23 protein-coding genes are annotated in these 22,526 nt (G+C 60.4%); 8 read left to right on the top strand and 15 right to left on the bottom strand.

The features are described 5' to 3' along the window. Positions 1-287, bottom strand: a 287-nt coding sequence (locus HHL24_RS31425; RefSeq protein ID WP_169489210.1) for an ATP-binding cassette domain-containing protein, incomplete at its 3' end; no start/stop codon positions are given. A gap of 269 nt (positions 288-556) precedes the next feature. Next, positions 557-1,555 (bottom strand): arabinose ABC transporter substrate-binding protein, encoded by a 999-nt coding sequence (locus HHL24_RS31420; protein WP_169489209.1) that lies wholly within the window; start codon positions 1,553-1,555, stop codon positions 557-559. A gap of 90 nt (positions 1,556-1,645) precedes the next feature. On the opposite strand from HHL24_RS31420, the gene HHL24_RS31415 reads away from it, so the two are divergent. Then, a complete protein-coding gene (locus HHL24_RS31415) occupies positions 1,646-1,846 on the top strand; it encodes a hypothetical protein (protein WP_169489208.1) in 201 nt (66 codons plus the stop codon). Here HHL24_RS31415 and HHL24_RS31410 read toward each other — a convergent pair. From HHL24_RS31410 to mpl, 13 genes are all read right to left on the bottom strand, one after another. After that, positions 1,837-2,649, bottom strand: coding sequence for an SDR family oxidoreductase (locus HHL24_RS31410; protein WP_169489207.1), 813 nt, complete (start codon positions 2,647-2,649; stop codon positions 1,837-1,839). The two genes, HHL24_RS31415 and HHL24_RS31410, sit on opposite strands and share 10 nt — an antisense overlap. After that, complete coding sequence (locus HHL24_RS31405; RefSeq protein ID WP_169489206.1) at positions 2,646-3,326, bottom strand: 2-dehydro-3-deoxy-6-phosphogalactonate aldolase; 681 nt, start codon at positions 3,324-3,326, stop codon at positions 2,646-2,648. The genes HHL24_RS31410 and HHL24_RS31405 overlap by 4 nt, the downstream gene beginning before the upstream one ends. Positions 3,327-3,362: 36 nt before the next feature. Continuing rightward, positions 3,363-4,436 carry a 2-dehydro-3-deoxygalactonokinase gene (locus HHL24_RS31400; protein ID WP_169489205.1) on the bottom strand — a complete coding sequence of 358 codons (1,074 nt, stop codon included), beginning with the start codon at positions 4,434-4,436 and terminating at the stop codon, positions 3,363-3,365. Beyond that, entirely contained in the window at positions 4,433-5,410 is a 978-nt protein-coding gene (locus HHL24_RS31395; protein WP_169489204.1) for an IclR family transcriptional regulator, read from the bottom strand. The genes HHL24_RS31400 and HHL24_RS31395 overlap by 4 nt, the downstream gene beginning before the upstream one ends. Positions 5,411-5,817: 407 nt before the next feature. Then, the gene (locus HHL24_RS31390; RefSeq protein ID WP_169489203.1) at positions 5,818-6,429 is read right to left on the bottom strand and encodes a Pvc16 family protein; all 612 of its coding nucleotides are present in this window, start codon (positions 6,427-6,429) and stop codon (positions 5,818-5,820) included. A gap of 22 nt (positions 6,430-6,451) precedes the next feature. Beyond that, positions 6,452-6,658, bottom strand: coding sequence for a hypothetical protein (locus tag HHL24_RS31385; protein WP_169489202.1), 207 nt, complete (start codon positions 6,656-6,658; stop codon positions 6,452-6,454). Between the two features lie 46 nt (positions 6,659-6,704). After that, complete coding sequence (locus HHL24_RS31380) at positions 6,705-6,953, bottom strand: hypothetical protein (protein ID WP_169489201.1); 249 nt, start codon at positions 6,951-6,953, stop codon at positions 6,705-6,707. A gap of 68 nt (positions 6,954-7,021) precedes the next feature. Continuing rightward, entirely contained in the window at positions 7,022-9,058 is a 2,037-nt protein-coding gene (locus HHL24_RS31375; protein WP_169489200.1) for a hypothetical protein, read from the bottom strand. Positions 9,059-10,083: 1,025 nt separating this feature from the next. Further along, complete coding sequence (mtgA, locus tag HHL24_RS31370) at positions 10,084-10,806, bottom strand: monofunctional biosynthetic peptidoglycan transglycosylase (protein WP_169489199.1); 723 nt, start codon at positions 10,804-10,806, stop codon at positions 10,084-10,086. A gap of 57 nt (positions 10,807-10,863) precedes the next feature. After that, positions 10,864-11,727: a shikimate dehydrogenase gene (gene aroE / locus HHL24_RS31365; protein WP_169489198.1), complete on the bottom strand. Its 864-nt coding sequence runs from the start codon at positions 11,725-11,727 to the stop codon at positions 10,864-10,866. Further along, entirely contained in the window at positions 11,724-13,838 is a 2,115-nt protein-coding gene (locus HHL24_RS31360; RefSeq protein ID WP_169489197.1) for a ribonuclease catalytic domain-containing protein, read from the bottom strand. The genes aroE and HHL24_RS31360 overlap by 4 nt, the downstream gene beginning before the upstream one ends. A 177-nt stretch (positions 13,839-14,015) precedes the next feature. Further along, a complete protein-coding gene (locus HHL24_RS31355; RefSeq protein ID WP_169489196.1) occupies positions 14,016-14,618 on the bottom strand; it encodes a YqiA/YcfP family alpha/beta fold hydrolase in 603 nt (200 codons plus the stop codon). Further along, positions 14,615-16,009: a UDP-N-acetylmuramate:L-alanyl-gamma-D-glutamyl-meso-diaminopimelate ligase gene (gene mpl, locus HHL24_RS31350; RefSeq protein ID WP_169489195.1), complete on the bottom strand. Its 1,395-nt coding sequence runs from the start codon at positions 16,007-16,009 to the stop codon at positions 14,615-14,617. The genes HHL24_RS31355 and mpl overlap by 4 nt, the downstream gene beginning before the upstream one ends. Before the next feature lie 214 nt (positions 16,010-16,223). On the opposite strand from mpl, the gene HHL24_RS31345 reads away from it, so the two are divergent. From HHL24_RS31345 to HHL24_RS31315, 7 genes are all read left to right on the top strand, one after another. Continuing rightward, entirely contained in the window at positions 16,224-16,877 is a 654-nt protein-coding gene (locus HHL24_RS31345; protein WP_063497370.1) for a hypothetical protein, read from the top strand. Between the two features lie 11 nt (positions 16,878-16,888). Next, a complete protein-coding gene (locus HHL24_RS31340; protein ID WP_169489194.1) occupies positions 16,889-17,437 on the top strand; it encodes a TlpA family protein disulfide reductase in 549 nt (182 codons plus the stop codon). A 194-nt stretch (positions 17,438-17,631) separates the two neighbouring features. Next, positions 17,632-18,087 (top strand): type II 3-dehydroquinate dehydratase, encoded by a 456-nt coding sequence (gene aroQ / locus HHL24_RS31335; protein WP_169489193.1) that lies wholly within the window; start codon positions 17,632-17,634, stop codon positions 18,085-18,087. Between the two features lie 76 nt (positions 18,088-18,163). After that, positions 18,164-18,631 carry an acetyl-CoA carboxylase biotin carboxyl carrier protein gene (gene accB, locus HHL24_RS31330; protein ID WP_169489192.1) on the top strand — a complete coding sequence of 156 codons (468 nt, stop codon included), beginning with the start codon at positions 18,164-18,166 and terminating at the stop codon, positions 18,629-18,631. A 129-nt stretch (positions 18,632-18,760) separates the two neighbouring features. Further along, the gene (gene accC, locus HHL24_RS31325; protein WP_169489191.1) at positions 18,761-20,128 is read left to right on the top strand and encodes an acetyl-CoA carboxylase biotin carboxylase subunit; all 1,368 of its coding nucleotides are present in this window, start codon (positions 18,761-18,763) and stop codon (positions 20,126-20,128) included. Positions 20,129-20,131: 3 nt separating this feature from the next. Next, positions 20,132-21,034 (top strand): 50S ribosomal protein L11 methyltransferase, encoded by a 903-nt coding sequence (gene prmA, locus HHL24_RS31320; protein WP_169489190.1) that lies wholly within the window; start codon positions 20,132-20,134, stop codon positions 21,032-21,034. Between the two features lie 48 nt (positions 21,035-21,082). Beyond that, complete coding sequence (locus HHL24_RS31315) at positions 21,083-22,474, top strand: zinc-ribbon and DUF3426 domain-containing protein (protein WP_169489189.1); 1,392 nt, start codon at positions 21,083-21,085, stop codon at positions 22,472-22,474. Positions 22,475-22,526: the final 52 nt, after the last annotated feature.

Here is a 22,526-nt window from a genome sequence, read left to right as displayed (position 1 = left end):
ACCGTCAGATCGGGCACATATTGCAGTTCCTGGTGAATCACCGCGATCCCCGCCGCGATCGACGATGCCGCGCTCGTAAAGCGCACCTCATTGCCGTCGATCATCACGCGACCGGAGTCGGGTTGATATTCACCGCCGAGAATCTTCAGCAGGGTCGACTTCCCTGCGCCGTTTTCGCCCATCAGGCCGTGTACCTGGCCGACGTTGACGTCGAAGGACACACCGTCGAGCGCACGCACGCCTGGAAAGACTTTGCCGATATTGTCAAAACGTAGCGTCGCTGACACTTCGCCTCCTGTGTCGACGGGAGTTAGCGCTTTAGCGCTTACTCCCGTCCCATGCAATCTTGTTGCGGTCGACCAGAGCTGGCGCTTTAGCGCTTACTCCCGTCCCATGCAAGATACTTGCTGTTTTTGAACCGCGCGTTTTAAGTGCCTCATGGACACCAAGCGTGGTCTGTCTCAACTAATCATCTTGTATTGCTGGTGCCGGCGCGCCCAATCCCTGGAGAAACGACGCGCCGGCAGTTCACTTCATTTGCCTACGCTACAGCCACTTAATTTGCCGCGAGGCCCATCTTCTGGCGCACATCGGCGACGTTGTCACGCGTCGCCAGCATGCCGGTCGTCAGCGTGAGTAGCGGCGGTTCCTTGCCTTGCGTGATCCAGTCGTACATCAGCGTCGAGGTTTCTTCGCCGTGACGCTTCGGGCTGATGATGACCGTGCCGTAGAAGCCGGTCGGGGTCGGCTTCTTAAACTCGTTCAACGCCGAGTCCGAACCGCCGATGCCGATACCGATCATGTTGTCCGCCTTGAAGCCGCGGCCTTCCGCTGCGCGCACCGCGCCGAGCACGCCTTCGTCGTTCAGCGCGTAAGCCACCCAGTGCTTGAACTGCGGGTTCTTCGTGAGCGCGATGTTGGCGGCGTTGAACGCGTTTTCCGTGTCCGTCTTCGCTTGCGGCGCGGCGATGATGTTCGCCTTCGGGAAGCCGGCGGCGATCAGCGCGTCGGTCGCGCCGCTGGTGCGGTCATGCGCGGTCGGCAGTTGTTCGTATGTCACGTCGATCGCACCGACGTCCTTCATATCCCAGCCGCGCTTCTTGATTTCCGCGGCCAGCCCGTCGCCCACCTGCTTACCGATGTTGTACGCCGAGATGCCCATATGCGGCACCGATGCGATCGGCTTGCCCGAGCCATCGACGAGGCGGTCGTCGACCGTCATCATTTTCAGGCCGTCGGCCTTCGCCTTGGCGACGATGCCCGGTCCGAGCTTGACGTCAGGCGTGCAGATCACAAAGCCTTGCGCTTTCTGAGCCGACAGGTTGTCGATTGCGCTCATTACCTTCTCGCCCGACGGCGCGCCGATCTTCACCAGCGTGAAGCCCTTCTCCTTGGCGGCGATTTCCGCGAACTTCCATTCGTCCTGGAACCACGGTTCTTCCGGCTGCTTCACGAGGAAGCCGATCTTGACCGGATCCGCGGCTTGCGCCACCGGGGCGTTGAAGAGCACACCCGCCGCCGCTGCTGCCAGCGTGAGGAAAATTCTTCGTTTCATGATGCGTGTCTCCTGACTAATTGATAACGAGAAGGTATCGGCCGCGTCTTCTTGTACCGGGTGTGACACACGCGGCCAGCGCGTCGTCCGGTGAAACCTTTGTTTGCTGTTGTGTTGTTTGTTCTTGTTGCCCGTTCTTGCGGCTACTTCCTGTTGCTGTTCCTTGCTGCTGTTCTTGCTGCTGTTCTTGCTGCTGTTCCTTGCTGCTGTTCCTTGCTGCTGTTCCTTGCTGCTGTTCCTTACTGCTGGTTCTGCTTCCTGTCGCGAGCCGCTTGCTGCATTCAGTCGTGATACACCGCCGAGCGGCCGCCATCTACGGTGATGCAGCTGGCGTTGATGAACGGCGCTTCATCCGAGGCGAGAAACACCGCCGTCATGGCCACCTCTTCCGGGCGGCCGATGCGCTTCATCGGTTGCAGATCGAGCGTCGCCTGTTTCGCGGCCGCTGGATCGGCTTGTTCGTTCCACCAGTCGTGCGTCAATTGCGTTTCGATGTAGCCGGGCGCGATCGCATTGACCCGCACGTTGCGCGGCGCGTATTCGATGCCGAGCGCACGCGTCAAACCGATCACGCCGTGCTTCGCCACCGGGTACGGGAAACATCCGGGAATGATCTTGAACGCATGCGTCGACGCGATATTCACGATGCTGCCCGCGCCGCGTTCGACCATGCCCGGCAACACCGCGCGGCATCCATTCCATACGCCGTCGAGATCGACCGCGAAGCAACGGCGCCAGTCGTCATCGGTCATTGTCAGCGGGTCGCAGAACACGTTGATGCCGGCGTTGTTGACCAGCACGTCGAGCGCGCCGAACGCGTGTTCCGCCTCGCTCACCGCGTGCTGAACCGACGTCGATTGCGTCACATCGGTCTGCACCGCGAGCACTTTTGCTTCGCTGGCTCCGTTCGCTCCACATGTGTCACTTGCACCGATCGCCGCACGGATTTCGCGCGCGGTCCGCTCGGCCGTTTCGATATCCAACTCCGCCAGCACGACCGCCGCACCTTCCCGCGCAAACGCGAACGCGATCGCCGCACCGATGCCGCGCCCGGCGCCGGTGATCAAGGCGACTTTGTCGGCGAGCCGCTTCATTTCTTCGCGCCTGCCCGGGCGATGCGCAACCCGTTGATGAACGCCTTCGCATGCGAGGCGGTGACCGCCGCGCTCTGACCCGGCTTGTACAGCGCCGAGCCGAGGCCGAAGCCATTCGCGCCGGCGCTCAGGAACGGACCTATGTTGTCCGGCGTGATCCCACCGACTGGCACCAGCGGCACTTGCGCCGCGATCACCGCGCGCCAGGCCTTTACGACCTGGCAGCCGAGTTGTTCGGCAGGGAACATCTTCAGCACATCCGCGCCGTTTTTCAATGCGATGAATGCTTCGTTCGGTGTCGCCACGCCCGGCGCGCAGGCCATGCCTTGTGCCTTCGCGGCAATGACGACATCCGGGTCGCTATGCGGCATCACGATCAGCTCGCCGCCCGCGGACTTCACGTCGTTGACAAAACTCGGATGCAGCACCGTGCCCGCACCGACGATCGCATCGGCCGGCAACACCTTGCGGATCGCCGCGATGCTGTCGAACGGCTGCGGCGAATTCAGCGGCACTTCGACGATGCGAAAGCCGGCTTCGTACAGCGCCTGACCGTGCTCGGCGGCGTCCGCGGGCGTCACGCCACGCATGATCGCGATTAGCGGACACACCTCGAATGCCGCGATCAGACCCGCGTGCGGCATATACGGGGCGGGCAGATTGATGTGAGGTTGCATGTCGGTTCCTTGTTTCGTGAGCGGCGGCGCGGCCGGTTAGCCGGCGTGCGCCGCTTGGGGCGTGGGATTGACGAGCCCCGCCTGGGTGGCGACGCGCCACAAGCCGCGCTCGGTGGCGTGCTTCACCAACTCCGCGTGAGTGCAGCCGAATTGCGCAAGTGCCACGCGATAGCGCTCGCACAGCGCTTCATTGCCGATCAGGCGCAAGTGCTGCCCGGCGAGCGAGTTTTGCTGTTGCATGAGCACGGCTTCGAAACCGGCCAGTTCGTGCCCGATCAGCAAGCCCGACAGATAGTCCGGCTGCTGTTCGCGCGAAAGTTGTCCGGTGAGCCCGAGCGTGCGTGTGCTAAATACGGTGGCCAGCATGCCCGCCTGACCTTTGTCACGAGCGATCTTCACCCCGCGCAGGAATGCATCGGCGTCCGGACGATCCGGCGTAACCATCGTACGGCCGAGGATGGTGTGCTCGCGCAATGCCGCGAACACCTCACCGGTCATGAAGGTATGAAAACGTTCGATGCGACCGGCCTGCACGACGACCCATTTCGCGTGCGTGCCAGGCAAGCCGATCAGCGCGCGCTTGCCGCTGTCCACGGCGTCCGTCTTTTGACCCGCTTCCTGACCGAGTGCACCGAAGATCTGGGTTTCTTCACCGCGCATCACATTCGGCAGGTCGCCGCGCTGCAGGACGCCCGGCACGATGTGCAGCGTCGCGCCGCACGCGGCTTTTACTCGCACGATGCCGGCCACCAGCGCATTGGCATTCGCCGGCGCGTCGACATACGGTGCTTCGACCCAGCCTTGCGCGCTGCCGACCATGCCGGCCGCGATCACCGGCACGGCAGGTGCCTGTTCGAGCCAGGCGCCGCACGCGTCGTCGAACGCGGCGTCGAAGCCGCCTTGCTCGGCGCTACGTGGCAAATTCATGATGCCGGCCGTCGATGCCCGCGTCGCCAGCACTTCGCCGGCCGCGTCGTACAGATACGCGCGCAGCGACGTCGTCCCCCAGTCGAGCGCGATAAGCGCTGCGTGCTGGAGGTTGGCGTCGGCGGCTGCGACGGCGTCGTTCACCGAATTGGCCACTGGCGTGTGAGAACCCGCTTGCTTCATCGCTTGATCCTGCGGGTTGCCGGTTGCGGGGCGCGCCAGCCGAGTTCTTCCGAAATCGCGCGCGCTTCGCGCTGCACGACCGGAATCAGTTCGTCCATGCGCTCCAGCGACATATAAGGAATCGTGCTCGCCACCGACAGCGCAGCCACGACAGAGCCCGACGCATCGCGCACCGGCGCCGCGACGCAACGGATCGACGCTTCGTTTTCCTCGAGGTCGAAGGTGTAGCCGCCAGCGGCGTAGTTGGTCATGCGCTGCATGAACGTCTGTTGATCGGGGCGGTTATCCGGCTTGAAGCTGACGCCGGCGAGCGCGCGCCGCGATGCTTCGAACAGCGACTGCCACATGTCCGGCGTGAGGTCGAGCATCATGGCCTTGCCGATCCCCGTCGACGCCAACGGCATCCGATGACCGACGCGCGAGCGCATTTCGAGGCCACGCGTGCCGGGAATCTTGTCGATGTACAGGACGTCGTCGCCGTCGCGCACGCCGAGGTGGATCGTGTCGAGCGTCTGTTCAGCGAGCGATTCGAGATGCTGACGCGCGACCGCGGTGAGCGGCATCTGTTCGAGCGCGATAGTGCCGAGTTCGATCAGCTTCGGGCCGAGCAGATAGCCGCCTTGCACTTGCCGCAGATAGCGCGCCTGCACGAGGCTGCTCACTAGCCGGTGCGTGGTGCTGCGGGTCGTGCCGAGCGCGGCGCCGAAGGTGCGCAGATCGCGCACGCCGGCCGCGGCGGCTTCCAGAATCGCCAGGCCGCGCAGCAGCGTTTGCGTGCCGGCTTGCTGCGGCGTGATGTCGAGCAATGTGCTGGGCAAGGCGATTTCGTCGAGCACGGCCGGCTGCGCGCCGGCGCGGTGTGCTTTGGCTGCGTTGGCCGCCGGTTGCGACGCGGCGCGGGTCGCGTGACCGGCTTGCGGCTCCAGATCGTCGTTAGACGCGCTGGCGGCGTGAGTGGGCATCGCTTTGTTCATGGCGATCTGCTTTGGGGGTGGTTTTTTGCGCTTACAGCGCGGGGCCGGAGAGGTGGCCTGTTTTGCTCTTGCTCGCGGCGCAGGGCGTGTTGCCGGTTGCGCAGGCAGGCGGCGGCTGCCTTTGGCTGTTAGGCATGGTTTGGCTTGTCTCCGGTTTTTTTGCTGTCGCTGACCGCAGCCGTTTTCTGGCTAGCGGTGCGGGTTGGTTTGGATTGTAGGAGGGTTTTTGGGAAAGCTCCAATATGTGAGTGTCGGATTCACATATTGGGATTGACGCTGCCGTTTGATCGTCACTTGGTGGACGTGCGGGCAACGATTCCAGATTGCCTGCCAAGGGCGCTGATCGATACGCTACATGAGCAATGGAGCAGCTTGACGGGCAGGCAGTAAATCACTTTCATGCGTGTTCATACGCCGTTCGGCATAATCTGCTCCATATTCACATCAGATTCGATAACACCGGTGGCGCGGTCGTTCTTATCAGTAAGAACAATTGGGACGGTCACTGAGAGATACAAAGACAGGCGAGGCTTATTGTCAAGCGATTGCCAGAAATTACCCAAGCTGTTCAATTCATCCTTTGGCGGAATCATGCGGGTGTAAGCACCTGGAACATCTGGCAGCGTTCGATTATTAATGACTGCATTGACCACCTGGTTCATAATCTTGATCGCCTGATTGTCCGGAGCATTCCCCGGGCTCCCCACTGCACCAGTGGTTTGAGGGGAATCCCAATAGGTAATGAGATAGTTGCAGTTGACATTGACCCGTCCAGGAAGAATAGCGACGGTATTGTTATCCGGGTTGCGCACAGCCACTCGCGCTTGTGCGGTTCTCAATTGCAAGTCTTCGTGAATTTCGTAGAGAAACACGCTCAGCGTTGGATCAGCAGGCAAATTATCCAGATCGGGCAAGTCAAAGGTTATGGCGACCGCTGGCGACACATAGGACATCAGCGCCTCGTTTAGCGCATTATTAACATTAATAATGGCAGTATCGGACGGATATGGGGTGGCCATGAATTTGCTCTCCAAAAATTAATTACACCATCAGTCGGCCGATCTTGGCCAACTCGCGCTTCAGGGCAAGCTCAACATGTGTCGCACTGACGATATGAGAGGAATCTCCGGCCGCCACCATGATTTCCTCGAGCTGCTGACGTAACTCAGCAGACACAATCAGATCGTCAATGTGACGTTTCGGCTCCATTCGTTGTGCCAGTTTCCCAAAATTCTGCTGGGAACGCATGCGCAGCGCCTTGCGAAGATCGTGTTGATTGATGCCGTCATTCGGATCACGTAAGCTCAGCTTGCACGCATTGCTTTATCCACAATTCGGTTGTGTAGGAATCGCCATCCTGCGGCAAAATCGCCTTATTCAGCACCACGCTGACAATAAAAGAGAAGCGATCAACGCTGTTCTGATCGTACCAATAGTAATTACCAACATCCGCGGCGGCAGGATAATTATTAGTCTCACCTTCCGCCCGTGCGACAGTGACTGTTCCGGCAATATCGCCAATACTCTTCACAATCACTTTCAATGACCACGTTGAATTCCCGACACCTGGCTCCTGGATCGCCGCAATGACGAGGACATCATTCTCCTGGACTAAAGCTGGAAACGGGACCGAGGCTGGGATGGTGAATATTTTTCCATCCGTCGGCACTCCGGTCTGATCCGCCGCATAGTCCAATGGATACTGAATATCCTGCAACCAGATCTTTTTTCGACCTTAAGCTGCCCCGCGCACACACCATTCAAAACGCTGTTGATCTGCGTCGCCAACCCATGTTTCCAGCGATAGGCAGGCCACCAATCGGAACTATCTGGCACATAGGTAGTTGTCTGGTTGCTTCCATCCTCAAATTTTATTTCAAACACAACGGATTGATTGGCAGCAAGATCACTTCCTTGTATCGGCCCCATGTCCTTATATTTGTCAATTACGCTGATTTTAAATGTCGCTTTCCTCCCATTGGTAGTGTAAACGTTGTTCAGATAGCTGGAGGCGATCGGTGCCATATACGGGCAATGAGTAGACGTGGATATAGATTGGCCAACCACGCCCGCACAAATATTTTCAACTTTCTCATTAATTTGCCAGGTTAGGCCGGATGCCCAATCATATGATTGATAAAAATTGCTGTTCCCGTTTGGATCATAAACTACGAAGTCCGTCGCCCCACTATCGTCCCAACGCAGGTCAAATCTGACGAGCTGGTTATCGGTAAGATTCGGGCCACCGATTGGCCCAATGTTCGCCCACAACGGGATAACCTTTATATTTATAAGGCCCTTCTTGTCGGCCGGTAAGCGCCCTTGAGCCGTGGCCAAATCTACGTTCGTAAACTCAGCGGTCTTAACGGGCGATCCGTCAGGAAAAATATTTTCTGATTCAAGAAACTCACCGTGCGTGCTATTCGGCGTGGAGCCAATATAAGTCAATGTTTTGTCGTCGGCATTAAATTTGTTATTAAATACCACAAAGTTATTCGCGTCGATATATTTATCGTCAGTATCCGCAAAATTCTGCCAGTAACTTACAGGCCCATCAGCAAATACATTATTAAAAACAAAAGTGTGATCCATCTTCGTCACGGCTGAATTGTCATACGGCCTCGCATCAAACTCAACACCTTTATCGATATAGTTTCCCGCAAAATAAAGATACGAGGCGTTTCTAAATTTTATTTGTCCAGATGAGTCATTAGCCCAGCCAGAATAGTAATTATTCAGCACGTCGACATTTGTGTACTCTTTTATATACGTAACGTGGTCTCGCCCTAGTGAGCAGCTCCCATCTGCGGCCTGCACAAAACACTCTTTCGTATTTCCAATTATTATATTGCCTATGAAGCTGGAATTTGACAAACCACTTGTAGCGTACCAGGCGTCAACATAGTTTCCTTGATCTGAGCTCAAGACTATTTTATTATTTTTGGCAAGCGATTTTATCTTATTGATCAGCAAATAGACCTCCGGTTTCAAATAATTCATGACAGGAATTAATTTATCATCGGACACTTCCCCAACCAGATTATTCTGCACAAGCGCACCGTTATTGTAATAGGTACTCAACCCCTGACCCGGATGTTTTTCATCTCGCATCAACAGATTTCCCGAAATCAAGAATTTATAATGTGAGACACCCAATTGCGGCGCGGTCACCACCGTGTTTATGATTGCATTATTTATAATTCCAATATTCTGCTGAATACCATAAAAATAAATTATCAGATTATCCATTATGATATTTTTAATCACGAAATCTCGCGCAGCCGCCTCATACGCTGACTGACCTATTTTTGGGGTACTGTCGACATTCGTGCTTTTGAAGTGAGTAATTCCACCTTCCGATCCTATAATATTATTTCCCACCCCCGGAAAGACATCGTTATTTATTACATACTCGCCGGCGGGAAAATAGAGTCCATTGGGGTAACTCTTGAACGCGGAGTTAATTGCCGCGGAAACATCCCCACCGGTATCCGGAGCTATACCGATGTAAGGGGCACATGTGAGCACGCCATTTGGAATGACGGGCATCTGTTCGCCATTGCACAACGCTGAGTCTTGTGGTTTCGCGATGCAAATACCAGTTAGCGCGAGCAAGCACGCGCCGAAAGCAAAGGAATATACTTTCATTTGCAACCCCTTACATGGTGATTTTTAAAAAAGTCGCACCTATCGCCAATTTCCGCGATAAAGCATTTCACAAGCGCGCAACCTCCCTCAAGCATCCGCCGCGATGCCTGTCAATGATGGAGGTGGGCCATATACGCTTTCGCGCTTATCGAACGCAAATCAATAATATTTTCGCTTGATTCCCTTGAACTTTTTTAGAAAACAACATGCACCAGAGCCAACTCATCCTGAATAAAAATTCGCGTATTGGCGATAGCGAGAACTCTTAATCGCGACAATGGAGTCGCTTCCAGCGCTAATCATTTATAATGCGTTACCAGAAGAATACCGAGCGAAGGACGGTAATTTTTCCAATGAAGTGAAACGACGATCACAATTTTTTCAATTCATGGAAATATGAAAATAACACTTTCGTCCTTACTCACGCATCCGTAACGGTACTGCATTTGCAGTCTACGCGGTCGCGGAGTCTGAAGCTCCTAAATTTGCCAGTGCGCGGCAATCCGACTCACGGCGCGTGCGGAGCGAAAGCTATGCGGCAAATTGAAACGCACTCAAATGCAGCACACTTCGCGCTCAATCACGGTTTTATCTGTTACTCACTTTCATTTAACGAAAGTCGATTCAGCAGACAGGTCCGAAGACGTCTATGTCGCAACAGGATTTATTCGGCATCAACTGATGTATCCGACTGACGAGAATGTCAGACGGCAATGGGCGGAGACGCCCGTCCAAGCAGGTATTCACGAGCCAATCGCATCCATGAACCGAAACGATACGCGCCCGCTCCAGCCTGACGCGAGCGCGCTAGACGCGGCCGGCGTTGGCGCGCCCAAGGCATAAGGCGCTCAGGATGACCGGTGCGCACGTCGTCGGGCGGCACTTCCAGCGAAGGGCGGCAGGTACGGGCTATCGTGCAATGGCTGTTGCGCGCCGAAGTCCGGCCGCAACGGAAGGTGGTCCAACCCGGTCAAGGCTCCCGGGTGTGGGACGGTAGGCCCGTGCCACCACCAAAGGTCAAATCCTTAATCCGGCAACTCAGCAGCTCCCATCCGCCGCGCAATTACGCGCGAACGTTGAGCCAGATACCCTGAGCCTCGGTGCTCATCAAAATACTTAGGCTGCGGCAGCATCACCGCCAGACGGGCCGACTGCCCAGCAGTCAACTTCGCGGCAGAAGTCTTGTAGTAATAATGCGCGGCCGCCTCAGCGCCATAAACTCCATTCCCCCACTCAACGGAGTTGAGATAAATCTCAAAGATCCGCTGCTTATCCATCAGGGTCTCGAGCATCCACGTAATGATCAGCTCCTGCCCCTTGCGGATATAACTCTTCTCCCGCGACAAAAACAGATTCCGCGCCAACTGCTGAGTAATCGTCGACCCGCCGCGCACAATCTTGCCCTTGGCCTTATTGCGCTCCCACGCCTGCAAAATCGCGTCCGTCTCGTAGCCATTGTTATTCACGAAATTCGCGTCTTCGGAGGCGATAATCGCGCGCTTCAGATTGTGCGAAATCTGCTCATACGGCACCCACGTATGCTGCACCGAAAGATCAGGCCGATCCTCCGACAACCGCCACGCATCCGAGCGCATGAAAGCTGTCGACTGAGGATTTACGTAATTCCACACCGCGATTTGCGCGAAGTAAAACGCCTGCGTCGCAAGCCACGCGATCGCCACCACTGCGCCCAGATAAAACATCCATCGCACCGGACCTGGCCTGCTCGCGCGCCGCGTTGCTGTCATCGTGCCTGGAGTCCTCGAGTTGGTAATTCGGCGTGTGCTGGAGAGTCAAACGGCAATCTAAGCGTGCGACGGCGCCGTCAACAGCGCTCGCAATTCAGCCAGCACCGGAGCGCCATCAGGCCGCACGCCACGCCAGACGTAAAACGATTCAGCCGCCTGCTCGACCAGCATGCCAAGCCCATCGGCACCACGCGCACCGAGCTTCTGCGCGTGTTCCATGAACACCGTCGGATGCGCGCCGTACATCATGTCGTAAGCGAGCGTGCCGCTACCGAACGCGCGGTCGTCGCACTCGGGCAACGCAGCGTCCAGACTGCCGGCCGTTGCGTTGACGATCACGTCGTATGCGCCCGCTTCGATCGCTCGCGCGCTGCCGCCGCTCAGACGGCAAGCGGCGTCGCGTGCAGCATGGGCGAACTGCTCGACCAACGCTTCGGCCTTCGCCGCGGTGCGGTTGACGATCGTCAGCGTATGCGGCCCGCGGTCCAGCATCGGCAGCACGACGCCTCGCGCGGCACCGCCGGCGCCGAGCAGCAAAATTCGCGCGCCCTTCAAGGGCACACCGAGATTCACCTCGATGTCACGCACGAGGCCGAAGCCGTCCGTGTTGTCGCCGTAGACACCGTTCGCGTCGAACCGCAGCGTGTTCACCGCGCCCGCTGCCGCCGCGCGCGGCGACAGCGTGTTAGCGAATGCGTGTGCGTCGAGTTTGAACGGCACGGTGACGTTCATGCCGCGTCCGCCCGCTTCGATAAAAGCGCGCACGTGCGGAACGAATGAATCGACTGGTGCCAGCAAGTGACCGTACTCGATCGGCTCGTCGGTCTGCGCGGCAAAGCGGCCATGAATGAACGGCGATTTGCTATGACCGACTGGGTTTCCGATCACCGCGTAGCGGTCGCGTGATTCGTTAGCGCTCATCGTCCTGGCTCCGCCACGTGCTGCTGATCGGCTGACGCATCGCTGGCACCCGCGCCATTTTCGGCGTCGCTCTGTCCAACCGCCCCGCCGTCGAGATCGGCTTCGGCTTGCGCCTCGGCTTCGCCTTCGGCGCTTTCCTCCGCCACGTCGATGATTTCCTCTTCGCCCTCGTCGGCTTCTTCAGCCTCGCTGCCGCTCGTCACGGTCGGCGCGTCGAGCACATGCAACAGACGCACGGACGCTTCGACGGTCAGCTCGTCGAGCGACATCACTTCCATCTGCAAGCGCGTACCGCGTGCGTGCACGCCGAGGCCCGGCACGTGCAGCAGCAACGGAATCTCTTCGAGGCGCACGAGATCGCCCTTCACCACCGACGCCACCACCTGCTTCCGATTCTCCTGCTTCAACCACCGCAGGCACCAGAAATACTCCATGCGGCGCTGGTGATCGGCATACGCGGTGTAGGTGTCGTCGAAACCTTGCACGACGGCGAACAGATCGGCGTCCTTCGGCTTGAACGGCGCGGCCAGTTTTGCGGTGACGCCATGCTGCACGCAGGCGAGCAACTGCCACTGGTTCACCAGGTCGACGTAGCGGCGCAGCGGCGACGTGCTCCACGCGTATTGCGTGACGCCGAGGCCTTCGTGCGGCGCTGCGTTGGTTTGCATGCGGGTGCGCTTCGGGCCGGTCGGCGCGCCGAACGCGCGTTGCGTGCGATAGATGCCCGGCACGCCGTGATCGTGCAGGAACGCACCCCACGACGAGTTGGCGAGAATCGCGAGCTCCGCGACGATCGTGTCGAGCGGCGACCCACGTCGACGCGGCGTGATCGTAATGTGCTCGCCTTCGACATAGAAATTGAAATCAGTGTTGCGCTGCACTTCGCGCCGCAGGCCGTAACCGGCGCGCGCAGTCTGACGCTTTTCGAACAGCGCCTGCGCGAACGGCCACAGCACGGCGATGTCTTCCTTGTGCGGATAATCGCCGGTGCCGGCGGCAAGCGCCTCTTCGGTGACCAGCTCGTCCAGCGTGTTGTGGCGCAGATTGTTCTTCACGAATACGCGCTCGGCGCGCGTTTCGCTCGCCACGATTTCCTGCGTCTCGCGATTGATGATCACATACAGCGACAACGCCGGCCGCAAGCCGCCTTCAGCCAGCGTGAACGCTTCGACGACGCTATCGGGCAGCATCGTGATCTTGTCGCCCGGCATATACACGGTGGACAAACGCGTGCGCGCGATCGCATCGACATCGTCGCCACGCGCGATGCCGAGCGCCGGCGCGGCGATGTGCACGCCGATCCGCACGCGGCCGTCGGCCAGATGCTCGACGGAGAACGCATCGTCGATTTCAGTGGTGGTGATGTCGTCGATCGAGAACGCCTGCACATTGGCTTCCGGCAGATCCTCCGGCAACGCGCCGACCGTGACCGGCGGAAAGCCGGTGCCGTGCGGGAAAAACTCGGAGAGGAATTTCGCCTCGTGCAACGCGCGGGCCGACGCAATACCGCCGCATTCGAGCATCAGCCGCGCCTGCGAAATGCCGCGCGCCGCTGCCGCGCCTTCGAGCGCCTTGTATTCAATCGTGTTCTTGTCCGGCTTGGTTAGCAAAGCCAGCGCCTTGCTGCCGCTGAAGCCTTCCGGCAGACGGCCTGCCTTCAGTTCCTCTTCATAGCCGGCCTGCACCAGCGCCTGCTGACGTTTGCGCTCCAGCCCGGCAAGCGCCATCTTGAGCTGCTCCTGCGGCGCGCGCTGATACATGCCGCGGCCCTTGCGGCGGAAGTACACCGGCGCGCCGTGCATGCGCAACACCAGCGCCGCGCGCTCGATGGAGCCGAACGCTTCGCCGAAGTACTCGGCGCCCAGCGTGGCAAACGGGAATTCGTCATCCGGCGCGCATTCCCACAGGAAGTCGAGATCGATGTCCTGCGCGGCGGCCTCCGCCTGCTGCATCAACTCGCCGGCGGTCGGCTTTTCGAATTCGATCAGCACGTCTTTCGCGCGCACCTTGGCGCGCCGGCCGCCCGGCAACTCGACCTGAAAAGCATCGCCCTGGCGCGACAGCACGCTGCCCGCCTTGAAACTGCCCGATTCCTCGAAGAAAACGTTCACTCAATACTCTCGTTCTGACTTGCATCTGCCGGCGCGCCCGATTGGGTTCAGCTATCGGTCACTGCGTGCGCGGCACGGCAACGTGTTCGTGGTAGTGGATCCGCGGCGCGATACGCGCACGCCGGCGGCATGAATCTGGTGATCCGCAACGGCCTCGCTGCTGGATCGTCGACACTGTCAGGCCGCTTCGCGCGGCGCCGGCGGCTCGACGTCCTCGGCATCGCAAAAGGCCAGCACATCGTCGACGTATTGCTCGAATTCGCTGATCGCGTGGTCACTCCCTTCGATCAGCGTAGTGCGCGCGCCCGGATAGTGCGCAAGCATTTCGCGGTAATCGAGCACTTCGTCGCCAGTGGCGGCTATCAAATAATAGCGCTCGGGCCGCGTGATCGCCGCGACGCTAAGCGCGCGCAGCTCGTCCAGATGATGCGGCTCGACCGTGATGCTGCCGCCGCCGTGCCACAACGGCAGCTCGCCGAGGTAGGCACTCAGATCGCGCTGCGGAACCACCGCGGGGTTCAGCAGCACCGCAGGCCAGCCGTGCTTCTCGGCGAGATGCGTGGCGAAGTAACCGCCCAGCGAACTGCCGATCACCGTGACATTTTCCGGTTGCGCGGCCGCCACCAGCGATTCGGCAAGCGCCACGGTCTCGAACGGCGAGACCGGCAGCATCGGGCAGCACCATTCGTCGCTGCGGCCGAGTTCGACGAGGCGCGCCGCCAGCACGCGCGCCTTGAACGAATTAGGCGACGAGCGGAAACCGTGCAGATAAAGGATCACGAAGTGCCTCTCACGGAAAGTGCGTCGAGCAGCTTCTGATGCACGCCGCCGAAGCCGCCGTTGCTCATCACCAGAATCTGGTCGCCGGGGCGCGCTGCGTGAACCACCGCTTTGACCAGCGCGTCGAGATTGTCGAAAGCCTGCGCTTTGCCGCCGAGCGGCGCGAGCGCTTCGCCGAGATTCCAGCCGAGCGCGTCGCGGCCAGCGGGCGCGCCGTAGCCGAACACCAGGTCGGCGTCGGCCAGACTTGCCGGCAGTTGCGCTTTCATCACGCCGAGCTTCATGGTGTTCGAGCGCGGCTCCAGCACGGCCAGGATTCGCGTGTTGTCGTGGCCGACGCGCGCACGCAGCCCGGCCACCGTGGTCTCGATCGCCGTGGGGTGATGGGCGAAATCGTCGTAGACGGTCACGCCGTCGACGCTGCCGCGCACTTCCATGCGGCGCTTCACATTCCGGAAACTCGCCAGCGACTTCGCGGCTTGCGCCGGCGGCACGCCGACATGGCGCGCGGCGGCGATCGCGGCAAGCGCGTTCATGCGGTTGTGCTCGCCCTGCACTTGCCAATCGACCACTCCGACGCGCTCACTGTTGTGATAGACGGCGAAACGCTCGTCGACCGGCACGCCGTCTTCCGCCGGCAAGGTTTCCCAGCCGCCTTGCACGCCGAAGCGCTCGACTTCGCTCCAGCAACCGCGCGTCAGCACGCGCTCCAGCGCGTCTTCGCGACCGTTCGTGACGATGCGGCCAATGCCCGGCACCGTGCGGATCAGATGGTGGAACTGTGTCTCGATCGCCGCCAGATCCGGGAAAATATCGGCGTGATCGAACTCCAGGTTGTTCAGGACCGCGGTTTTGGGCCGGTAGTGAACGAACTTGGAACGCTTGTCGAAGAAGGCGGTGTCGTACTCGTCGGCTTCGATCACGAAGAAGCTGGAATCGGTCAGCCGCGCCGACACGCCGAAATTCAGCGGCACGCCGCCGATCAGGAAGCCCGGATTGAGACCCGCGTCTTCGAGCAGCCACGTCAGCATCGAACTGGTGGTGGTCTTGCCGTGCGTGCCGGCCACCGCCAGCACCCACTTTCCGTTCAGCACATGCTCGCCGAGCCACTGCGGACCGGAGACGTAAGGCAGGCCGCGATCGAGGATGGCTTCCATCAGCGGGTTGCCGCGCGAGACCACATTGCCGATCACGAACAGGTCGGCGTTGAGACCGTTCAACTGCTCAGCGTCATAACCTTCAATCAGACGAATGCCTTGCGCCTCGAGCTGCGTGCTCATCGGCGGATAGACGCCGGCGTCGCAGCCCGTCACGGTGTGACCCGCGCCGCGCGCGAGGACCGCGAGTCCGCCCATGAACGTGCCGCAGATACCGAGGATGTGGATGTGCATAAGCCTGTCGTGCCGCGCGGGCGTATTTTTTGCGAGAGATGGGAGCGCAGAAGAGCGGCCGAAACGACCGCCTGCAAAGGACGCTATTGTAACCGACGCCTCTGAATCGCCCTATGAACGGGGGCGCCCTGGTGGCCGCCCGCCCCGCCCACGTAAAGCGCCCGGCGCGTACCGCCCCGAAAGGGCTGTCATCAATCTCTAGTATGATTGAGAGATGGTTCGCAAATCACATTTCGATCCGCAGCGCGTGCGCGAGGAAATCGCCATCGCAGCTGCCCGGATGATCGCTGAAGACGGTCTGGACTACGCAACGGCCAAGCGTAAAGCGGCGCGGCAGGTAGTCGGCGAGAGCCGTGTTGCCGGCGAATGGCTGCCGGATAACGACCAGATCGAAGAAGAAATTCGTGAATATCAATCGCTTTTCCAGGGTGACAGCCAGCCGGCGCTGTTGCGGCGGCTGCGTCGCATTGCGATCGACTGGATGGAGCGGCTCGCGCCGTTCAACCCGTATCTGACCGGTGCGGTGCTCGGCGGCACAGCCGGCGAACACTCGGATATTCACCTTCAGGTGTTCTGCGACAACCCGAAAGAAGTCGCGATCTACTTTCTGAACGCCAACATCCAGTACGACGTTTCGGAGACGCGGCATTTTGCCGGCCGCGGCTACGTCGAGACGCTGAGCTTCCTCTGGCGCCCCACGAACGAAGGGCGCGATGCGGAACCGGCCGGTATCCACGTCGCCCTGTACGAAACAGACGACTTGCGCGGCGCGGTACGGGCCGACGCGCGCGGCCGCACTGCCCGGGCAAATCAGCAGGCGGTTCAGGCATTGCTCGACAGCAGCGACGTCACCCCTTCAACTAATTAGACAGACCTGGAATGAATACGAGAACGATTCTGGCAGGCGCGCTTGTCGCAATTGCCGCTGCGGGCGGCGGGGTGCTGGCCAGTCATTTTCTGAGCGGCGACCCCGAGGTCGCCCATGCGGCGCAACCCGGTTCCACACAAAGCGCGGTCGAACAACTTTGGACCGCGCCCGTCACGAACGTCGAGGGCAAGCCGCAATCGCTAAGTTTGCTTAAAGGTCACCCAATCGTCGTCAACTTCTGGGCGTCGTGGTGCGGGCCGTGCGTTGAAGAAATGCCCGCTCTTTCACAACTTCAGCGCGAATATGCAAAAAAAGGGATCCAGTTCGTAGGACTTGGCGTCGATTCGGATAAAAACGTTCAGGCGTTCCTGCAGAAGGTGAAAGTCGCCTACCCGGTCTACGTGACTGGGTTCGGCGGCGCCGACCTCGCGCGCGCGTTCGGCAATACTGCCGGCGCCCTGCCCTTTACCGTCGTAATCGACGCAAAAGGCAACATTCGCTCGACAAAATTAGGGCAAATCGACCCGCAAGCGCTCAAAGAGACGCTCGACGCGCTCTAAATTTCACATTCTTTTGACGATCAGATAGAGGCAAAAGGCGCGAAATTGCGCGCAATTTGCTTAAATTTGAGAGAAGATGGGCACCCGGAGAGGCGGCGAAATGTCGCCGGGATCAATCCTAACGCGCAGGAAACTAGACAAGTTTCTCTAATCAGCGCTAAAGTGCGCCCAATTCCACGGAAAAAGAAGCGACCATGACGCGACTGCTGGTACTGCACGGACCCAACCTCAACCTTCTCGGCACCCGGGAACCCGAGGTCTACGGTCGCGTGACCCTACCGCAGATCGACCAGGCACTCGCGGACCGCGCAGCGGACGCAGGGGTCGAACTCGCGTCGTTCCAGAGCAATCATGAAGGCGCCCTGGTCGATCGCGTCCAATCCGCCCGGACTGAAAAAACCGATTTCATACTGATCAATCCCGCCGCGTACACGCACACCAGCGTGGCCATTCGGGACGCACTGGCGGGGGTCGGCATCCCGTTCGTCGAGATTCATCTGTCGAACGTACATCGCCGCGAACCGTTCCGGCATCACTCGTATTTCTCCGACCAGGCTGAGGGCGTGATTTGCGGCCTCGGCTGGAAGGGGTACATGTACGCGCTCGAATTCGCGCTCGACCGGCTGTCCGCCGGCTCGTCGCGCGGCTGATTCCAAACACGTCCAATTTAAGCCGGGTACTGCGATTGCACGCGCCGGCACTTTACGCATTGAAAGGGGCTTCCTGATGGATCTACGTAAACTGAAAACTCTGATCGACCTCGTCTCGGAGTCGGGTATTTCCGAACTCGAAGTGACCGAAGGCGAAGGCAAGGTCCGCATCGTCAAGAATGCGCCGCCGGTTTACGTGCAACCGTCCGCTTCGTATGCGCCGCAATATGCGCAGCCGGCACCGATGGTAGGCGGCGAAGCGCCCGCTGCCGCAGGCGCCCCGGCAACGCCGGCCGCCGTCGCGCCGCAAGGCCACGTGGTGACCTCGCCGATGGTCGGCACCTTCTACCGCGCGCCGTCCCCGGGCGCCGAACCGTTCGTCCAGGTGGGCGACACGGTCAAGGAAGGCCAGACGATCTGCATCATCGAAGCGATGAAGCTGCTCAACGAAATCGAGTCGGACAAGTCCGGCGTGGTGAAGGAAATCCTCGTCGAAAACGGTCAGGCGGTCGAGTACGGCCAACCGTTGTTCGTGGTCGGCTAACGCGGCACGCTTTGCGCTTTTTTTGCGCCTGCCGCCCGCGCGCTTGCCCTCCCGAGGCGCGCGACCGATCCTCTGAGGCAGCCTGTGTTGTAATCAACCGGGCGCCTATTGATGAGTCGAAAACCCGCTATGTTTGAAAAAATCCTCATTGCCAATCGTGGCGAGATCGCGCTTCGTATCCAGCGCGCCTGCCGCGAACTCGGTGTCAAGACGGTCGTCGTCTATTCGGAAGCCGACAAGGAAGCCAAGTACGTGAAGCTCGCCGACGAGGCGGTCTGTATCGGCCCGGCGCCTTCGAATCTGAGCTACCTGAACATGCCGGCGCTAATCAGCGCGGCAGAAGTGACGGACGCCGAAGCGATCCACCCCGGCTACGGCTTCCTGTCGGAAAACGCTGACTTCGCCGAGCGCGTCGAGCAGTCCGGCTTCACCTTCATCGGCCCGCGCCCGGAAACCATCCGGATGATGGGCGACAAGGTGACTGCCAAGCAAACCATGATCAAAACCGGCGTGCCTTGCGTGCCGGGTTCTGAAGGCGCGTTGCCGGACGATCCGAAAGAGATCGTGAAGATTGCCCGCCAGGTCGGCTATCCGGTGATCATCAAGGCCGCCGGCGGCGGCGGTGGCCGCGGCATGCGCGTGGTCCACACGGAAGCGGCACTGGTCAACGCGGTCAACATGACACGCGAAGAAGCCGGTCGTGCATTCGGCAACCCGCAGGTTTACATGGAGAAATTCCTGGAGAACCCGCGGCACATCGAAATTCAGATCCTGGCCGACTCGTTCAAGAACGCGGTCTGGCTGGGCGAGCGCGATTGCTCGATGCAGCGCCGTCACCAGAAAGTGATCGAAGAAGCGCCGGCGCCGGGCATCGCGCGCCGCCTGATCGACCGCATCGGCGATCGCTGCGCGGACGCCTGCAAGAAGATGGGCTATCTTGGCGCGGGTACGTTCGAGTTCCTGTACGAAAACGGCGAGTTTTATTTCATCGAAATGAACACGCGCGTACAGGTCGAGCATCCGGTGACCGAGCTGATCACTGGCGTCGACATCGTCCAGGAACAGATCCGCATCGCGGCCGGCGAAAAGCTCGCCTTCCGCCAGCGCGACATCGTCTTCAAGGGTCATGCGATCGAATGCCGGATCAACGCGGAAGATCCGTTCAAGTTCACGCCGTCGCCGGGACGTTTGACGTCGTGGCACATGCCGGGCGGCCCCGGCATCCGCGTCGATTCGCACGCCTACAATGGCTATTTCGTACCGCCGAACTATGATTCGATGATCGGCAAGCTGATCGCTTACGGCGCGACGCGCGAGCAGGCGATCAAGCGGATGCGCATCGCACTGTCGGAAATGGTGGTCGAAGGCATTCAGACCAACATCCCGCTGCACCGCGAGCTGATGCTGGACGCGAAGTTCGTCGAAGGCGGCACCAGCATTCATTACCTCGAAAACCGGTTGGCCGCGAAGCAGCAGGCCGCGCCGGAAGAAGCGTAAGTCATGAGCTACCGGGAACTGATCGCCGAGCTGGCACGCGAGCACGCGGAGGAGTTCTCCGACGCGCTGCTCGAGTTGGGTGCGCTGTCCGTATCGGTTGAAGATGCGGACGCCGACACGCCCGACGAGCAGCCACTGTTCGGCGAGCCCGGTCTCACGCCGGATCGCACGGCGTGGCAGCGTTCGCGGGTGATCGCCCTGCTCGCGCCGGAACATGAGCCGGCGGTGCTGCTCACTGCCGCGGCCAATGAGGTGGGACTGGAAAGCGCACCGTCGTTTAGCGTGCGTGAAGTCGAAGAGCAGGATTGGGTGCGTCTCACGCAATCGCAATTCGATCCGATTCCAATCGGCGAGCGCATCTGGGTTGTGCCCTCGTGGCACGATGCACCGGACCCTGACGCACTCGTGCTGGAACTCGACCCAGGTCTCGCATTCGGAACCGGCAGCCATCCCACGACACGTCTGTGCATGGAATGGCTGGAGCAATCGGTGAAGGCCGAGCAATCCGTGCTCGACTACGGCTGCGGCTCGGGCATCCTCGCGATCCTCGCGAAGAAGTGCGGCGCCAATCCGGTGTACGGCATCGATATCGACGCGCAAGCGGTCGAATCGGCGCGCCACAACAGCGAGCGCAACCGGGCGGAAGTCACGTACGGTTTGCCTGACGAATGCCCCACCGGCGAGTTCGATATCGTGGTCGCCAATATCCTGTCCAACCCGCTCAAGCTGATGGCGTCGATGCTGTCGTCGAAGGTCAAGCCGGGCGGCCGGATCGCGCTGTCAGGCATTCTGGCGCGGCAAGCGGACGAAGTGGCGCAGGTCTACGCGCGATGGATCGACATCGGCGTATGGCGCGAACACGAAGGTTGGGTATGTCTAACGGGAACGCGCCGCGAAAGCCATTAGAATAAGGCGTATTGTCCAACCAACAGCCTTTCGGCTTACCGGCTCAATATGCTCCTGGCGACGCGTTGCCCCTTCTGCGAAACCGTCTTCCGCCTGCAACCGGCGCAGCTCGCGCTGCGCCGCGGCCTCGTGCGCTGTGGGCATTGCCATGAGGTATTCGACGCGTCGAGCAGCCTGTTCGAACTGAACGAGGACGGTGACTTCTCCACCGCCAAGCCGGTTGCCGCAGCGGCGGCGATCGAGGCGTTGTCTGGCGTACGCCCCAGGGGCCCTGATTTCAGCGCCGAAGCATGGGACCCGTGGGCACCGGCGCCCGACGCCGCGATCGACGCCCGTTTGCTTCACAACGTCGGCAATCTGCCGCTTACGCCGGTCTCCACCGGTGCGGGCGTCGCGGTCACGCCGCGCCATGCTAGCGAGCCGGAACTGCCGGCGAGCGCCTTCACCACGCCGATTCCTCCCGACCACGAACCCATTCTCGCGGACGCGCCACTCGAACCCTTCGCCTACGAGGCCGACGCGCCCCCAGAACTCCCGCGTGAGCCGTTCGCTCACCAGGACAATCCGCCTGCGGAGGTCGCGCCGCGGGTCTGGCACAAGACCGAACGCCCCTCTGAATATCTTGCTGATGCCGATGAGCCGGTTCTGAACGAGCCGGCCACCTTGCATGGCATTCCTGACAATGAGCCGCATTTCGGTGCGGCCGGCTCAGGTGCGGCCGGCTCAGGTGCGGCCGGCTTCGGTGCGGCCAGCTCAGGTGCGGCCGATTTCCGTGCGGCAGGCTTGGGTGCGGCCGGCGCGGATGGCTTCGGCGCAGGCAGTGGCTCAGGCACGGGCGGCCCGGGTGGCCCTAGCACGGCCAGCTTTGGATCGAGCGGTGAACCCTTCGCGGTCCAGCCGGTGAATGACGGCGTCGATCCCTTCCCGGTGGTGCGTGAAACGCGGCCGGCCGAACCGCGCCGCCTCGGCTGGATCATCTTCGGCTCGGTGATCGCCGCACTGCTGGTGATCGCCCTGCTCGCGCAACTCGCCTGGTGGCAGCGCGAAATCGTGCAGGTCTACTTCCCACGTTCGCAGACGCTCTATGCAAAGGCCTGCGCGCAACTCGGCTGCCAGCTCACGCCGCCGCACGACATCGACGGTTTGCAGGTCGAACCGTCCGATCTGCGGCAGATCGACGGCCCGCACAAGCTCGAACTGAAGATGCCGCTGCGCAACCGCTTCAATGTTGCGCTGGCCTACCCGGCCATCGAGCTCACGCTGCTCGACGACCAGAACAATGTCGCCGTGCGCCGCGTGCTGTGGCCGCAAGACTACGTCCCACCCGGCACAACGATCGCAGCCGGCCTGGCGGCGCACACGACCCAGACCATGATCGTCCACCTCGACACGGGCAATGCGGTCGCTTCCAATTTCCGCGTACAGATTTTTTATCCGTAACGCATCCTCGCGCGCCCGGCACTGACCGGGCGTGTTCACCGTCATTACTGAC

Origin of the sequence: Paraburkholderia polaris, from assembly GCF_012927345.1 — a bacterium.
Lineage (GTDB): Bacteria > Pseudomonadota > Gammaproteobacteria > Burkholderiales > Burkholderiaceae > Paraburkholderia > Paraburkholderia polaris.
The sequence above is the reverse complement of the archived record's forward strand: the minus strand, read 5'-3'. Positions and strand labels throughout refer to the sequence as shown.